Below are 14724 nucleotides of genomic sequence, written 5' to 3' on the forward strand. Positions count from 1 at the left end.
GGTAAGCGTTGGCAAATGCCCTCCGACGGCTGGCCCATTTGGGCCCCGGCCTTCGCCGGGGTAGTGCGGATGGAGATAGGCCCAAGCCCGAACCTCAGGCCACCCCCATCCTCAACCCGCCGTCAACACCCCACACGCAATCCGCCCACCGCTGTTGCCCGCCGGATCGGTCATCAGATCGTCCGGACCGGCGTGGATCACGATCGCGCTGCCGTCCGCATCCATCAATCCGGCCATCGTCGCGCCCGGAATGGTGACGCCCAGCGTGCCCCGGCCATCGGTGCCGACGATCAGGTTCGGCATATCGCCCTCATGCGGCCCCTGCGGGTTCATCGACCCGTGCTTCATCGCGGTCGGGTTCCAGTGGCCGCCCGCGGTCGTGAAGTCCGGCGCGTCGCAGCGTCCGACCGTATGGACATGCGCGCCATGTGTTCCCGCCGGCATGCCCATGCCGTCGATCGTGAAGCGGACGCCGCCGGCAACCGCCATCGCCGTCGCCCTGCCGACATCGGCCCCGCTCGCGGTCCGCAGCATCGCGGTCGCCCGCTCGCCGCCGGCCACCGGCGTCCCGACGTCCATCGCCTTGTCCTGACACCCGGCCAGCAGCATCGCTGCGCCAACGCCCGCCATCATCACCATCCGCATGTGTCTTCTCCCGTTGCAATCTCTTGCGCGACCAACCGCCGTCCGGGCCGGCTTGTTCCGTCCACATCCCGGTTAAACGCCCAGGTTGGCGAGCGTCGCCCGCCAGACCATCCCGTCACCCCGGGAACTGCCGGGATCAGGAACCAGCAGCCGGTTCATCGGCGACAATGGAAAGCAGGCTTGACACTCAAGACGATCTGAATGTAAAGCTCGCTTGCCAATAGGGAAAGGACCATTGCCATGCAACGTACCTCCGCCGCCGGTCGCCGCTATATCCGCCGGTTCCTCCCGGCGATGGCCGGGTATGTCGTGATCCTGTTCGCCACCACCTGGGCGATCAAGGCGTGGCACCCCACCGGCGCGGCGCTGTTCGCCCTTTCCGCGCTGCCGGCCCTGCCGCTGATCGCGGTCATCGCGGTGATGGGCCTGTACCTTCTGGAGGAACGCGATGAGTTCATTCGCTACCGGCTGGTCACCGCGATGCTGGTCGGCCTGGGCGGGCTGCTTGTCATAACGACGACATGGGGCTTCCTCGAATTCAGTGGAGCCGTGGTGCACTTTCCCACATTTCTGGCCTTCCCCCTGTGGTGCATGATGTTCGGCCTCGCCCAATGCGGTATGGCATTGCGCGACCGGATGCAGGACACGCAGTCTGGGGACCGGACCGCATGAACAATCGCCTGCGCGTCCTGCGGGCCGAGCGCGGCTGGAGCCAGGGCGACCTTGCCGAGCGGCTGGAGGTGTCGCGCCAGAGCGTCAACGCGATCGAAACCGGCCGCTACGATCCCTCCCTGCCGCTCGCCTTCAAGATCGCCGAACTGTTCGACCTGTCGATCGAGAGTATCTTCCAATCGCCGTCCAGGGAGCCAAAGGCATGATCCGCCCCGCCCTGCTCGCGTGCGCCGCCCTGCTGACCGACCCCGCCCTTGCCCGGACGCCGCCGACCACGCCGGCCACCGCGCCGGCTCCGGCCACGCAGATGGACCATATCTCGGTCACCGCGATCGGCCGGGGCAGTCCGGTCATCCTGATTCCCGGCCTCGCCTCCCCGCGCGCGGTCTGGGACGGCGTCGCCGACGACCTCGCCCGCACCCACCGCGTCTATCGGGTGCAGGTCAACGGCTTCGACGGCGACGATCCGCGCGGCAACCTGAAACCCGGCATCCTCGATGGCGTGGTTGCCGACCTGCACACGCTGGTGGCGCGCGACAAGCTGACCGGGGCGGCGGTCGTCGGCCATTCGATGGGCGGCCTTGTCGGGCTGATGCTGGCCGACCGTCACCCGGCCGATGTCGGGCGACTGATGATCGTCGACGCGCTGCCCTTCATCGGCACGCTGTTCGATCCCGCCGCGACCGTTGCCACCGGGGAACCACGCGCGGCCATGATGCGGACGATGATGCGCGCCGCGAAGCCCGGAGCGGCCATGGCCGGCCCGCCCATGTCGATCACCCCGGCGGGGCAGGCACAGGTCGCCGCCTGGTCGGCCAGGGCCGATCCCCGTGTCGTCGCGCAGGCGCTGTACGAGGATCTCACCACCGACCTGCGCCCGAAGCTTACCGGCATCCGCACGCCGATCACGATGCTGTACCCGTGGTCCGCGAGCGCGGTGCCCCAGGCGACCGCCGCCGCGCTCTACGGCACCGCCTATGCCTCAGCGCCCAACGCGACGCTGTTGCCCGTGGCCGACAGCTACCACTTCATCATGCTCGACCAGCCCGCCCGCTTCGCGGCGGCGCTTGAGGATTTCCTGAAGCGATAGGGGCCATCTTCGCACAAGCGCATCACACCGTCCTGATCAATAGTCGGGAAGGGCACGCCACTGATACATTCCCAGTGGCATTCCCCGGTATCGTTCCCCGGCGAAGGCCGGGGTCCAGGTGGGTCGACCGATGGGTTCGGTTGCAAACGCCTACCCAGCTGGACCCCGGCCTCCGCCGGGGAACTGTCGTTGGCATGGGGATAGTGATGATCTTGCCCACCCCGCAAAACCGGCCATGTCGGATGCAGCCGACGATTTCGCCACGCACACCCGGAATCCCAATCCCCCTCCCCGCGCCCGCCAACCTCTGATACTCCCGGGCCATGCGCCCCAACCTCGCCTATCACCACACCGCCGGCACCGGCCCGACCATCGTGTTCCTGCCGGGCTATGCCTCCGACATGACAGGCGCCAAGGCCCTGACGCTGGAGATGTGGGCGCGCGCCACCGGCCGCGCCTTCCTTCGGTTCGACTATGGCGGCTGCGGTGCCAGCGAGGGCGATTTCGCCGAACAGTCGCTGGCCAACTGGCGCGACGATGCGCTGGCGATGATCGACACGGCGGTTGCCGGCCCCGTCGTGCTGGTCGGATCGTCGATGGGCGGGTGGATCATGCTGCTGACCGCGATCGCCCGTCCCGACCGGGTGGTCGGCATGGTCGGCATCGCGCCGGCCCCCGATTTCACCGACTGGGGCTTCACCACGCAGGACAAGATGACCCTGCTCCAGACCGGTCGGCTGGAGAGGCCCAACCCGTATGGCCCCGCACCGACGCTCTACACCCGCACCTTCTGGTCGTCGGGCGAGGCGAACCGGGTGCTGGCGCGCGGCATCGACTTCGACGGTCCGGTCCGGCTGGTGCAGGGCCAGCGCGACACCGACGTGCCGTGGCACCGCACCGTCCACCTCGCCGACCGCATCCGTTCAGCCGATGTGCAGACATGGCTGGTCAAGGACGGCGACCACCGCCTCTCGCGCGATCCCGACATCGCGCTCATCATCCGGGCGGTCGAGGATGTGATCGACGCGCCATGCTGATGCTGCCCCTCCTGCTGCTCGCCGCCCCGCAGAGCGTCAGCCCCGCCGACCTGCAACGCTATGACCGCTGCATCGCGCTGGCGCAGAGCGACCCTGCCGCCGCCCAGGCCGACGCCGGACGCTGGCGGATCGCCGGTGGCCGCTATCTGGCGCAGCAATGTTCCGGCATCGCCCACGCCACCGCCGGCAACTGGGCCTCCGCCGCCGCCGCCTTCACCGACGCCGCCCACGCCGCCGAGATCGCGAAGGACGACGTCGCCTCGGGCTATTGGGCGCAGGCCGGCAATGCGTGGCTCGCCGCCGGGGAGCCGGCCAAGGCCCGCGCCGCGCTTGATGCCGCGCTCGCCACCCCGGCGCTGACCGGCCTGCAACGCGGCGAGGCGCAGCTCGACCGCGCCCGCGCGCTGGTCGCCGCCGACGATCTTGCGGCTGCGCGCGGCGACATCGACACCGCGCTGACCAACGCCGCCGACGACCCGCTCGCCTGGCTGCTGTCAGCAACGCTCGCGCGCCGGGTGAAGGATCTGCCCCGCGCCCGCCACGACATCGCCGAAGCCTTGAAGCGATCACCCGACGACGCCTCGGTCCAGCTTGAGGCGGGCAACATCGCCGCGATGGGCGGGAACGAGGCCGCCGCCCGCGCCGCGTGGGGGCAGGCCGCGCGTATCGCCCCAACCACCCCCGTCGGCCGCAGCGCCGTCGCCGCGCTGCGCCAGTTCGACGACGCGCCGGCCAACTGACGGGTGGCAGGCGGCGCACCCGCTTCCTATCTGGTCAGCAGACCAGGACAGGAAGCGACCCGATGAACTATCTCCACACCATGATCCGCGTCACCGATCCCGACGCAACCATCCGTTTCTTCAACCTGCTTGGCCTGAACGAGGTGCGGCGGATGGAGAATGAAAAGGGTCGCTTCACACTGATCTTCCTCGCCACGCCCGAGGACATGAACGCCCCCGGCGAGCGCGCCAAGGCGGAGGTCGAGCTGACCTACAACTGGGATCCCGAGGAATACGGCAGCGGCCGCAATTTCGGTCACCTCGCCTACCGCGTCGACAATATCTACGACACCTGCCAGCGGCTGGCCGACGGCGGCGTCACGATCAACCGCCCGCCGCGCGACGGCAACATGGCGTTCGTGAAGACCCCCGACGGCATCTCGATCGAGCTGTTGCAGGTCGGCGACGCGCTGCCCCCCGCCGAGCCATGGGCGTCGATGGAGAACACCGGCACATGGTAAGCGCCCTGGAGATCGTGCGCGTGCCCATGCTCAGCGACAACTACGCCTGGCTGATCCACGACGCCGTCTCGAAAGAGACGGTGGCACTGGACCCGGGTGAGGGACAACCGCTGCTCGACGCGGCGGCGGCACGCGGCTGGACGATCTCCCAGGTCTGGAACACACACTGGCATGGCGATCACATCGGCGGCAACGCGGCTATCGGCGCACCCGTCACCGGCCCGGCGGCGGAGGCAGCGAAGATCCCCACGCTTGCCACCGGCGTGAGCGAGGGCGACCGGGTGACGGTCGGCGATCACGTCGCCACCGTCATGACCGTCCCCGGCCACACCGCCGGGCACATCGCCTTCCACTTCGCCGACGACGCCGCGATCTTTACCGGCGACACGCTGTTCGCGATGGGCTGCGGCCGGTTGTTCGAGGGTACAGCGGCCGACATGTTCGCCAACATGCAACGCTATGCCGCGCTGCCCGACGACACCCGCGTCTATTGCGGCCATGAATATACCCAGAGCAATGGCCGCTACGCACTCACCGCCGAACCCGACAACGTGGCGATCCGCGCGCGGCTGGTCGAAGTCGACGCACTGCGCGCGGCGGGCGAACCGACCGTCCCGACGACGATCGGCCAGGAACGTGCGACCAACCCGTTCCTGCGCGCCACCTCCGCCGAACAGCTTGGCGCATATCGCGCGGCCAAGGATGCGTTTCGCGGCTGAATGGTGTAGACGATCGGTGGGGGTTTCGGAGTGAAGATCATGCGTATCGCGATATCCGTCCCCCCGATGCTTGCGGCGGCGATAACCCTCGCCGCCTGCGCCCCCACCGCCGAACAGCGCGCACGGATGGCCAGCGACGATGCCGCCGCGCAGACCCAGCTGGCGAAGAAACTGGCCGGGCTGGTACCGGGACCGTCCAGCGCCTGCCTGCCGCCGATCCGGGCGACGCAGGTCGAGGCATACGGCCCGACCCTGCTCTACACCGTCAGCCGGGGCCTGAAATATCGCAGCGACACCAATGGCGGCTGTGAAAGTCTGGCGCGCGGCGACATCCTCGTCACCGTCAGCAACGGGTCCGGCGTGTGCCAGGGCGATCTGGCCCGCACTGTCGATCGCGTCGCCCGCTTCACCACCGGCGGCTGCGCGATCGGTCCCTTCATTCCGTACCGCAAGCCATGATCGCCCGCGCCCTCCCGCTTGCCGCCATGGCGCTCGCCCTTCCGCTGACCGGAGCCGCCAGCGATCCGTTCGCCGGTCGCGTCGCCGGCCCGCCGCAGAACTGCATCACCCTGCGCACAGGCAACGGCCCGACCATCATCGACCGCCAGACGATGCTCTACCGCGACGGCGGCCGTTTGTGGAAAGCCACGCCGATCGGTGCCTGCACGTCGTCGATGGAGCCGATCTCGACCGTCGTCGTCGAGGTCTATGGCGGCCAGCTCTGCCAGAACGACCGCTTCCGCATCCTGTCGCCCGGCATGAGCATCCCGTCCCCCTTCTGCCGGTTCGGACCGTTCACGCCCTATGTGAAGGTGAAGAAGTAGTACTCTCGACCACCACCCCCGTTCGTCCTGAGTAGGGGCTGAGCTTGTCGAAGACCCGTATCGAAGGACAGGTTGGCGCGCCGGCACCTATCCTTCGATACGCCACTTCGACAAGCTCAGTGGCTACTCAGGACGAACGGGGAAGGCATCAAAGAACAAACCGGCTCAGATCCGTATTCCGCGCGATCGCCGCCAGCTGCGTATCGACGTAGGCCCCGTCGATCACCAGCGTCTGGCCCTGCCGGTCCTCGGCGTTGAAGCTGACATCCTCCAGCAGCTTTTCCATCACCGTCTGCAACCGCCGCGCGCCGATATTCTCGATCTCGGCGTTCACCTCGGCCGCAATCCGCGCGATCGCGGCGATGCCGTCCTCGGTGAACGTGATGTCCACCCCCTCGGTCGCGATCAGCGCCGTGTACTGCACCGGCAGCGACGCGGTCGTGTCGCTCAGGATCGCGATGAAATCGCTTTCGGTCAGCCCCTTCAGCTCGACCCGGATCGGCAGCCGGCCCTGCAATTCGGGCAGCAGGTCGCTGGGTTTCGCGACATGAAACGCGCCGCTGGCGATGAACAGGATATGGTCGGTCTTCATCGGGCCGTATTTGGTCGCGACCGTCGTCCCCTCGATCAGCGGCAGCAGGTCGCGCTGCACGCCCTCGCGGCTGACCGACCCGCCGCCACGCTGTTCGGACATCGCGATCTTGTCGATCTCGTCGAGGAACACGATCCCGTTCGCCTCGGCATCGGCCAGCGCCACGCGGCTGACCTCGTCCTGGTCAAGCCGCTTGTCCGCCTCCTCCTCGACCAGCTTTTCCCACGCCGCCGGCACGGTCAGCTTGCGCCGCTTCTTCTGCGCGCCGCCGAACGACTTCATCATTTCGCCGATGTTAATCATCTGCGGCATGCCACCGGGCACGTCGAACGGGGTCGCCGGGGCCTGTTCCAGCTCCAGTTCGATCTCGGTCTTGTCGAGATGCCCGTCACGGAACCGCTGCTTGAAGCTCTCGCGCGTCGCCGCACTCGAATCCTTGCCGACCAGCGCGTCGAGCAGCCGGTCCATCGCCGCGTCCTCGGCTTTGTCCTTCACCGCGATCCGCCGGCGTTCCTTCTCCAGCCGGATCGCTTCCTCGACCAGATCACGCGCGATCTGCTCGACGTCGCGACCGACATAGCCGACCTCGGTGAACTTGGTCGCCTCGACCTTCACGAACGGCGCATCGGCCAGCTTGGCCAGTCGCCGGCTGATCTCGGTCTTGCCGCAGCCCGTCGGCCCGATCATCAGGATGTTCTTGGGCGTCACCTCGTCGCGCAGGTCGGACCCGAGCTGCTGCCGCCGCCAGCGGTTGCGCATCGCCACCGCCACCGCGCGCTTGGCGTCGGTCTGGCCGATAATGTGTGCGTCGAGTGCTGCGACGATCGTCTTGGGGGTCAGTGCGTCGTTCATCAAAAATACCGTTCGTTTCGAGCGAAGTCGAGAAACCGGGTCTGGGCGATCCGTCACGGTGTCTCGACTTCGCTCGACACGAACGGAAATTGAAGGCCCCTCCCGCACGCGAGAGGAGAGATTACGTCGCCGAGTCCATCACCTCGACCGTCAACCGGTCGTTGGTATAGACACACAGCTCGCCCGCGATCCCCATCGCCTTGCGGCAGATCGTCTCGGCATCCTGTTCGTAATCGACCAGCGCGCGCGCGGCCGCCAGCGCGTAATTGCCGCCCGACCCGATTGCCGCGACGCCCGCTTCCGGTTCCAGCACGTCGCCGTTACCCGTCAGGATCAGCGTCACGTCCTTGTCGGCGACGATCATCATCGCCTCCAGGTTGCGCAGATATTTGTCGGTGCGCCAGTCCTTGGCCAGTTCGACCGCCGCGCGCAGCAGCTGCCCCTGATGCGCCTCCAGCTTGCGCTCCAGCCGCTCGAACAGCGTGAAGGCATCGGCGGTGGCACCGGCGAACCCGCCGATCACCTTGCCCTCCGCGCCCAGCCGCCGCACTTTCCGCGCATTGGGTTTCATCACCGTCTGGCCCATCGACACCTGACCGTCGCCGATCACGACGACCTTGCCGTTACGCCGGACCGACAGGATGGTGGTGCCGTACCAGACCGGCCGGCTGTGGGAGTTATGTTCGCTCATACCCCGCGATGTAGGATGCGGTTGGCGCAGCGCAACGGTGGTGGATCCACCATCACGACCCGTGCCGCTTCGGTTACCCGCCAGTATGCCGGCCGACGCTCACATTGCCGGACGGTGACGTCGTGACCGACCGTCGTTCGCTGTAACCGTAATCAAGCCCGGCAAGTCCGGCATCGCGTGATACATCGACCAGCGTCTTGCCGGATACTGCGGTCGGCAGGCTGGTCGTCACCGTCACCCGCTCGCCCTTGGCAACAGGCATCGCCGCTAGCTGAAAATCGGGATGCCGGCCCTTCTCCATCGCCAGGAACCGCGCAACGTCTTCCGACCGGCCCGTCACCGTGAACTGCCGATCGACGCGCGTCGTCGTTTCCGCCTTCTTTTCGCAACCACCCAGCATCATCAGCCCGCCGACCACCAGCATCGCCACGCCACCAATACGCGCCTGCATCCCATTCCCCCTGAAAGACCCGAACCGGGCATCCCTCGCCATCGTATACACAGCAGGTCGCACTGGATTGAAAGGAGAAACACGTCCTGCGTGCCCCTACCGCTCCACCCCGCGCGCCTTCCCCCAGATCCGCGCGACCGTGTAGCCCAGATACCCCGTCCCGAAGAGCGCATAGAGCGGTTCGGGAATCGCATTCAGATACGCAGCCATCCCCGCCGCGATCGCCTGCGCCGTGTCGGGCCGCACCGCCGCGATCAGCCCGACCGGGATCGACCACAGCAGCAGCGCATACATCACATACAGGAATGCCGGGCGCGCCCGCGTCGTCCACGGGTCCACCCGCTCCTGCCCATCGCCCATCGCCATCACCCGCTCCGAAGTTGAGGAAGTTGAGGTTCGTGGAGATTTATCCAACCCGGTTCGCCAGCCAGCCGTAGAGGAACGCCTCGTTCGCCGGCCGCGCTTCCGCCAGCGCCAGATAGCGTTCGCCCTGCAACGCCTCGATCGCGCGCAGCAGCACCGCCTCCCCCGCCGCCCCGCGGCGCGCGCGGAACGCGGCGATCGCGGCCAGCGTCGCCGGGCCGATCCGCCCATCGAGCGCCATGTCGGGATAATCCGCCGACCCGCGATTGAGCGCGTTCAGCGCGCGCTGGAGAAAACCGGTCGCCACCGCCGGACCCATGTTCACGCCGGTATCGAACAGTTCCGCCGCGATTGCCGGCATGAGCGTCGCCACCCGGTCATAGCCGGGCCGCAGCCAGTAGATCCGGCGATAGATCGCCACCGCCGCGTCGCGCGGGAAGGCGCGCATGTCGCCATCATAGCCATGCGCGCGCGCCACCGCGTCCGTCACGCCCCAGCGCGTGCGGCCACCGCGATCCGCCGGATGCGCGCTGTACCCGCCCTCCCGATCAATGACCGCGTCGATCAGTGCGTCGATATCCACCATGGTCGTCCCCCCGAATCGTCACGAGGACTACGAGCCATATGGGTTATAAATAGGACAGCGTTATTTTGACCGCAGTTTCAACGCCCGCTTCACCGCGGCCCAGTCGACATATTTGAAGTTCTGCGTAGCCGGCGCATTGTCGCCGTCCTGCGCCACGAACAGCCCCTCGCGAAAACGCAGCCCGAAATCGCCGAGCATCAGTTCGATCCCGTCGGTATCGCTGGTCCCGTCGACGCTCCCGCCACCAATGCGGAACCGCCCGGCATAGGTCACGCCCGGCAAACGGTAGAGCGTATAGGCATTGTCGCCCTGGCTCGACACGACCAGATAGCCGCCTATCCGCCCGGCCGGGGCCAGTGCCAGCCCTTCCGCATCGGCGACCAGCGTCGTGCCATCGACCTTGGCGATCGAGGTCGCGGTGACAGGCGCGGTCGGCTCCGCATCGAACCGCCACAGCCCGACATCTTCCTCCGCGACATACAGCATCCCGGTCCGGTCATCGACGACACAGCCCTCCGACTGGGTGCCGAGCTTCATCGACCGTACCATCCGCACCTGCGGCTGCGCGCCCGACAGGTCGATCGCGACCTGGTCGATCCGCCCATCCTTCAGCACGACGAAGCCGAACAGCGCCTTGTCCCGCGCGCGGCTCCACAGGCACATGCCATACGCCTCGCCCGCCCCGACGGCATAGCGCCCCATCGGCACCAACCGCGCGGCGGCGGTGTCGAGCACGAACAGCGACATCCGGGCCGCGTCGACCTCCGCCCGGTCGCTCGCCGCAACGATCACCCGACCGCCGACCGTCCGCAGGTCGACATTGTTGAGCCGCGCGGCCGGGGTGAAGCTCAGCCGCTTGCCCGACAGGTCGTACACATGGATGCCCGCCTGCTTGTCGGTGCCGATCACCAGGCTTTTCGCCGGGTCCCGGGGGTTACGCCAGATCGCGGGATCGTCCGCCGCATCCGACGCGGAATCGACCGGGTCGGTTTCCGCGACCGCAGCCACCTGCGGCACCGTGACCGGCGGCGGCGTGGTCGCACAACCGGCGAGCAGCAATACGATAAGGGAAAGCCCGCGCATCAGAACGTCACCCGGAAGCCGCCGGTGTAGCGCCGGCCGAACGTCTCATGCTCGATGGTGTAAGCCGACGACCCGACATAGCGACGGCCCGGACCGTTCAGCAGGTTGGCGAAATCGGCATAGACCTCGACATTCGGCGTGATCGTGTAGCGCAGCGAGGCGTCCAGTTCGTTGTCCTTGGCCCAGTAGAAATCGCCGCCGTCGATACCGCGATTGACGCCGTTCACCGCCCCGAACGCGCCGATCGCGTCGATCCACGGCGAGCGGTTCTGGTACGACACCCGTGCCGAAAAGCCGTATTTCTCGTAATAGCCGATCAGGTTGTACACCGCGTCCGACGCGCCCGGCAGGCGGATCTTGCGCCCGTCCGGCGTTTCCGACCGGCTCTTGTTCAGCGTCGCGTTCAGCTGCACGCCGAACCCGCCCATCCAGTCGGGCAGGCCAAGGTCGGCGACGAACGGGTCCAGCTGCTGCTGGATCGCCGCCTCGATCCCCATGACGTATCCGTCACCACCATTAGCGATCGTCGAATAGGCATATTGCGACCGGTCGACCCCGCCGGTGTTCAGCGTGCTGCGGCCAAAGGTCTGGACCGTGTCGAACAGCACATCGGTCACGTCCTTGTAGAACGCGCCGATCGACAGGAACCCGCGCGGCATGGTGTAATATTCAAAATACAGGTCGACGCCCTTGGCCTTTTCCGGCTTCGCCTCGGGGTTGCCACCCGACACGCTCAGGTTCGCATCGTTATAGGTCAGGTTGGGGCGAAGCTGGTCGTAATCGGGCCGCGCCGCGCCCGTGTTGAACGACAGCCGCGCCTTCAGGCTCTCGTTCACGTCCCAGTTGAAGTGCAGGCTGGGGTAGACCAGAGTCTGGTCCGACGTCACCTCGATAAGCCCTACGGAAGAAAACGCGCGGGCGTCGTTGCGGATATGCTCGACCCGCGCGCCGCCGATGACGCTACCCCAGTTGGTGGTCGTGGTCGCCATGGCATAGGCGGCGAAAACCTTCTCGCCGACATCGTAGAAATTGGCGTCGACCGGTGCATAGGCGGCGACACGCTTCGCCTGATCGACCAGCCCCAGCACCTTGTCGCGATCGAAATACTGGAAGGTGTAGCCAAGCGGGATCTCACCCTGAAACCCGCCGGGTTGCGCGATCGCGGCATAGCCGGTCGGGATACCGGCGGCGGCGAACTGCGCCGCGCTGTTCAGCTCCAGCAAACGCTCGTTCGACGTCTTGGTGCGATCGTCATAGCGCGCACCGACCGCGAGGACGGTCGACGCGCCGAACAGGTCGGCCTCGCGCGAAACGTCCAGCTTGGCGGTGTACGCCTCCGTCACGTCCCTGGCGTAAAGCGAGCGCAGCCGCGCCAGCGTGCGCGGAAAATCTTCGATCGCCGTCACGCGCGCGCCCCGCGCGAATGTCCCGTTCGCGTTACGCACCGTCCGGTACAGCTGCATCTTCGCCAGTTGCGGATCGGTCAGGTCATAGGCGACGGTCAGGCGGTTCGCCGCATTCGCGCCATTGGTGCCGAACGACGGGCTGTCGTAATTCAGCTGCGCCGGCTGCGTCCGGTCGTCGATCGAGCGCGTGAAGTTGCCGCGCCATGCGATTTTCCACCCGTCCAGATCATGATCGCCGCCGATCGTGTTGGTGAACACCGACTGCTTGTACGCCCGCACCGTGAAGTTCGAGTTCAGGTCGATACCGTACACCGTGCCGAACAGCGGCGAATTGCCGGTGCAGACATCCGCATAGCCCGTCGTGCCGGCGGCCGGCGTCGCGTTGACCGGGCAGGCGGCGGTGCCGGTGGGCGTGCGCGACTGCTGATCGTCCAGATCGACGATGTAGTTGTTGCGCTGCTCGTCGTCCTGGAACGCCGAATAGATCGTCTCGGCGAACAGGCGGTGGCCGGGGGCCGGCCGCCAGTCGAGACGTGTCGACAGCGAATAGTTCTTGCGGGTCAGCCGGTACAGCTTGTTCTCGGTTTCGCGCGCCCAGATCCGGTCCTGGAAACCCGGCCGGCGATCCTGGTCGACCGCCTCGAAATCGGTTTCGAAATTGTCGGTGACCATGCCGCGCCGGTAGAGGCTTGCCGACGACACGATGCCGAACTCGCCGAAATTGGTGTCGAACCGGTCGGATATGACCAGCGAGCCTTCATATTCGGTCTTCTTGCCCAGCTCGACATGGCCGAGGCCGCCCTTGGCCTGCACCTTCAGGCCCGGATAGTCGAACGCCGAGCGGGTGACGATATCGACATTGCCGGCGATCGTCTCGCCGGTCATGTCCGGGGTCACCGCCTTGCGCACGACGATCTGCGACGCGATCGCGGACGGGATCGAATCGAACCGCGCGTCGCGCCCCTCGGGGCTGACGACATTGATCCCGTCGAACGACAGGGTGGTCCAGTTGATCGGCGACCCGCGCAGCGTGATGTAGCGCGCCTGCCCCTGATCGCGCTGGACGCCGACGCCGGGCAGGCGGCTGACCGCCTGCGCGATGTTCTGGTCGGGCAACCGGCCGATCGAGTCGGAGGCGATGACCGACACCAGCGATGGGCTGGTGCGCTGGATCTGCAACGCCGCCGCCTCGGACTCGGCGATCGGCCGCGATCCGCTGACGACGATATCCGCGCTGTCGTCGGTGGCCCCCATCGCCACGTCCAGCGCCACGCTGGTATCGGCCACCGTCACCGACCGGGTGACGTCAGGAAAGCCGACATAGCGGATGACGACGTCATGCGTGCCCGCCGGCACGCCGGTCAGTTCATACCGCCCTGTTCGGTCCGCGACCGTCGCCAGCCCCAGCGCGGGGATCCCCACCGACGCCCCGTCCAGATATTCGCCGCTGCCGGCCTGACTGACCGTGCCCGCGATCACGCCACCGGCGCGTGGTTCGGCGGCGGTTTCGGCGTGCGCCGCGGCGGTCGTGAACGGCATTGCCGCGCAGCCCAGCAACAGCGCAGCCACCAGCGCGCGTCCGCGAATGCGGCGCGACGGATCGATCGTCATGAATAGTCCCCCGATGACGACCGATATGTCGGACCGTCCCTGGAGGGCGCGCTAGCCTAGCGACGTTGCAGCACCGTGACCCCGATGTGACGCCACCGTGACACCGTCGCCGCGTCAGGCGGCGTGGCGCAGCGCCGGACGACCAGCATCCGCACGCAACCACGACCGCAGCATCGTGGTGACGAACGCAGGCCGCTCCATCGGCGCCAGATGACCGCAACCGGCGATCGTCGCAAAGGTGGACGACGGCAGCGCATCGTGCAGCATCCGCGCGTCGGCCACGGTGCAGATCCGGTCTGAATCCCCGACCGCGACCAGCGTCGGGATAGTGGTGCCGGCCAGCGCGGCGGTCGCGTCGGCGCGGCCCAGCAGCGCGCGGTGCTGCCGTTCGAACACCGCCGGTCCAACCCGGTCGGCCATCGCCTGCGCCGGGCCGCTCATCAGCACGGTCAGCGCCGGGTCGGCCAGCGGCGCGGTCGCCAGCGCGCCGTGCCGGTCCACGCCACGCAACCGCCGGTCCTGCGTGCCGCGCGTGCCGAACACCGCGATCCGCTCGATCCGCTCGGGGGCCTGCCGCAGCATTTCCAGCGCGACATGCCCGCCAAGGCCGACGCCCGCCGCCGCGAACCGATCCGGCCCTTGCGCCAGCGTCCGCCGCGCCATTTCGGCGATCGTGTCGTCCTGCGTCAGGTCGGCGAGCGAAACCGCCGCCACCGTGCTGAGGTCCATGATCTGGCGTGCCCAGAGCTGTCCGTCGCACAGCATGGCGGGCAGCAGGACGAGCGGTGTGCGGCGGCGGGACATGGGCGAAACTCCTGGCATCGGGGCGGTCGCCATCATTTAGGATGGGCGCGACCAGCGA

18 protein-coding genes are annotated in these 14724 nt (G+C 67.6%); 9 read left to right on the forward strand and 9 right to left on the reverse strand.

All coding sequences use genetic code 11. The annotated features are described in order from the left end of the window. Positions 1–111: 111 nt before the first annotated feature. Complete coding sequence (locus ASE75_RS13620; protein ID WP_443025351.1) at positions 112–630, reverse strand: superoxide dismutase family protein; 519 nt, start codon at positions 628–630, stop codon at positions 112–114. Between the two features lie 255 nt (positions 631–885). Between ASE75_RS13620 and ASE75_RS13625 the strand changes: the two genes are divergently transcribed. From ASE75_RS13625 to ASE75_RS13665, 9 genes are all read left to right on the forward strand, one after another. Further along, complete coding sequence (locus ASE75_RS13625) at positions 886–1317, forward strand: hypothetical protein (RefSeq protein ID WP_055934454.1); 432 nt, start codon at positions 886–888, stop codon at positions 1315–1317. Further along, a complete protein-coding gene (locus tag ASE75_RS13630; protein WP_055934456.1) occupies positions 1314–1523 on the forward strand; it encodes a helix-turn-helix transcriptional regulator in 210 nt (69 codons plus the stop codon). The genes ASE75_RS13625 and ASE75_RS13630 overlap by 4 nt, the downstream gene beginning before the upstream one ends. After that, a complete protein-coding gene (locus tag ASE75_RS13635) occupies positions 1520–2407 on the forward strand; it encodes an alpha/beta fold hydrolase (RefSeq protein ID WP_082463986.1) in 888 nt (295 codons plus the stop codon). The genes ASE75_RS13630 and ASE75_RS13635 overlap by 4 nt, the downstream gene beginning before the upstream one ends. 323 nt (positions 2408–2730) lie before the next feature. Beyond that, complete coding sequence (locus ASE75_RS13640; RefSeq protein WP_055934458.1) at positions 2731–3444, forward strand: alpha/beta hydrolase; 714 nt, start codon at positions 2731–2733, stop codon at positions 3442–3444. Continuing rightward, positions 3438–4184, forward strand: coding sequence for a tetratricopeptide repeat protein (locus ASE75_RS13645; protein ID WP_200922369.1), 747 nt, complete (start codon positions 3438–3440; stop codon positions 4182–4184). Before ASE75_RS13640 ends, ASE75_RS13645 begins: the two co-directional genes overlap by 7 nt. 62 nt (positions 4185–4246) lie before the next feature. Beyond that, entirely contained in the window at positions 4247–4684 is a 438-nt protein-coding gene (locus tag ASE75_RS13650; RefSeq protein WP_055934460.1) for a VOC family protein, read from the forward strand. Further along, positions 4678–5403 carry a hydroxyacylglutathione hydrolase gene (gene gloB / locus ASE75_RS13655; protein ID WP_055934462.1) on the forward strand — a complete coding sequence of 242 codons (726 nt, stop codon included), beginning with the start codon at positions 4678–4680 and terminating at the stop codon, positions 5401–5403. Before ASE75_RS13650 ends, gloB begins: the two co-directional genes overlap by 7 nt. 39 nt (positions 5404–5442) lie before the next feature. Then, the gene (locus ASE75_RS13660; RefSeq protein WP_235512759.1) at positions 5443–5862 is read left to right on the forward strand and encodes a hypothetical protein; all 420 of its coding nucleotides are present in this window, start codon (positions 5443–5445) and stop codon (positions 5860–5862) included. Positions 5863–5888: 26 nt separating this feature from the next. Further along, on the forward strand, positions 5889–6227 hold the full coding sequence (locus ASE75_RS13665; RefSeq protein WP_235512761.1) for a hypothetical protein: 339 nt from the start codon (positions 5889–5891) through the stop codon (positions 6225–6227). Positions 6228–6375: 148 nt separating this feature from the next. On the opposite strand, the gene hslU is transcribed toward ASE75_RS13665, so the two are convergent. The 8 genes from hslU to ASE75_RS13705 all read right to left on the reverse strand — a co-directional run bounded on the left by hslU (position 6376) and on the right by ASE75_RS13705 (position 14666). Next, a complete protein-coding gene (gene hslU / locus ASE75_RS13670; RefSeq protein ID WP_055934466.1) occupies positions 6376–7671 on the reverse strand; it encodes an ATP-dependent protease ATPase subunit HslU in 1296 nt (431 codons plus the stop codon). Between the two features lie 121 nt (positions 7672–7792). Beyond that, complete coding sequence (gene hslV, locus ASE75_RS13675) at positions 7793–8362, reverse strand: ATP-dependent protease subunit HslV (protein WP_055934468.1); 570 nt, start codon at positions 8360–8362, stop codon at positions 7793–7795. Positions 8363–8435: 73 nt separating this feature from the next. Beyond that, positions 8436–8813, reverse strand: a complete 378-nt coding sequence (locus ASE75_RS13680) for a hypothetical protein (RefSeq protein ID WP_055934470.1) — start codon at positions 8811–8813, stop codon at positions 8436–8438. 96 nt (positions 8814–8909) lie between these two features. Further along, positions 8910–9179: a 3TM-type holin gene (locus ASE75_RS13685; protein ID WP_082463987.1), complete on the reverse strand. Its 270-nt coding sequence runs from the start codon at positions 9177–9179 to the stop codon at positions 8910–8912. 40 nt (positions 9180–9219) lie between these two features. After that, on the reverse strand, positions 9220–9759 hold the full coding sequence (locus tag ASE75_RS13690; RefSeq protein WP_055934596.1) for a glycoside hydrolase family 108 protein: 540 nt from the start codon (positions 9757–9759) through the stop codon (positions 9220–9222). 63 nt (positions 9760–9822) lie between these two features. Further along, entirely contained in the window at positions 9823–10845 is a 1023-nt protein-coding gene (locus ASE75_RS13695; protein WP_055934472.1) for a phytase, read from the reverse strand. Further along, on the reverse strand, positions 10845–13862 hold the full coding sequence (locus tag ASE75_RS13700) for a TonB-dependent receptor (RefSeq protein WP_055934474.1): 3018 nt from the start codon (positions 13860–13862) through the stop codon (positions 10845–10847). Before ASE75_RS13700 ends, ASE75_RS13695 begins: the two co-directional genes overlap by 1 nt. A 114-nt stretch (positions 13863–13976) precedes the next feature. Beyond that, positions 13977–14666, reverse strand: coding sequence for an alpha/beta fold hydrolase (locus ASE75_RS13705; RefSeq protein ID WP_055934476.1), 690 nt, complete (start codon positions 14664–14666; stop codon positions 13977–13979). Positions 14667–14724 lie beyond the last annotated feature (58 nt).

The organism is Sphingomonas sp. Leaf17 (assembly GCF_001421505.1).
Lineage (GTDB): Bacteria > Pseudomonadota > Alphaproteobacteria > Sphingomonadales > Sphingomonadaceae > Sphingomonas.